General features: G+C 70.2%; 1 protein-coding gene. It reads left to right on the top strand.

What is annotated here, in order from left to right:
- On the top strand, nt 1–947 hold a 947-nt coding region (locus LQT98_RS23890), incomplete at both ends, for an aldehyde dehydrogenase family protein (protein ID WP_231465746.1).

Here is a 947-nt window from a genome sequence, read left to right as displayed (position 1 = left end):
GCACCGACGCGGACGCGGCGGTGCAGAGCGCGCAGCGCGCTTTTGCCAGCGGCGCCTGGTCCGGGCTGCGGCCGGCTGAGCGCGAACGCATCCTGCTGCGGCTGGCGGACTTGCTGGAAGCGCACGCCGAGGAACTGGCGCAGTTGGAAACCCTGAACCAGGGCAAGTCCATCCAGCTGGCGCGGGCGATCGAGGTCGGCGGTTCCATCGAGTTCGTCCGCTACATGGCCGGCTGGGCCACCAAGATCACCGGCGAAACCATGGAGGTGTCGATTCCGGCGCCGCCGGGCGCGCGCTTCACCGCGTTCACCCGGCGCGAGCCGATAGGCGTGGCCGTCGGCATCGTGCCGTGGAATTTCCCTTTGATGATCGCGGTTTGGAAGCTGGTGCCGGCCTTGGCCGCTGGTTGCTCGGTGGTGCTGAAACCGGCCAGCGAAACGCCGTTGACCGCGCTGCGGCTGGCGGAGCTGGTGCAGCAGGCCGGGGTGCCGCCGGGGGTGGTGAATGTGGTGACCGGGCCTGGAGCCAGCGTCGGCCAGGCGCTGGCCGGTCATCCGCTGGTGGGCAAGGTCAGCTTCACCGGCTCCACCGAGGTGGGCAAGACCGTCGGCCACGCCGCGCTGGACAATATGACGCGCTTGGGGCTGGAGCTGGGCGGCAAGAATCCGATGCTGGTATTGGCCGACGCCGATATCGAGCGCGCGGCGGAGGGCGCCTTGCTCGGCGCCTTCCTGAATCAGGGCCAGGTATGCGCGGCCGCCTCGCGCTTGTATGTGCATCGCAGCAAGTTCCAGGCGCTGACCGAGGCGCTGGCGGAGGCCATCGCCGGCATGCGGCTGGGGCCGGGACTGGATTTGAACGCCCGCGTCAATCCGCTGGTGTCGCAGCGCCAGCAACAGGCGGTGTGCCGGCTGCTGGAGCGCAGCCGCGCCCAGGGCGCGAGGGCC

This window comes from Chromobacterium aquaticum (assembly GCF_021129195.1).
GTDB classification, from domain to species: domain Bacteria; phylum Pseudomonadota; class Gammaproteobacteria; order Burkholderiales; family Chromobacteriaceae; genus Chromobacterium; species Chromobacterium aquaticum.
This window is presented reverse-complemented; position numbering and strand designations above follow the sequence as displayed.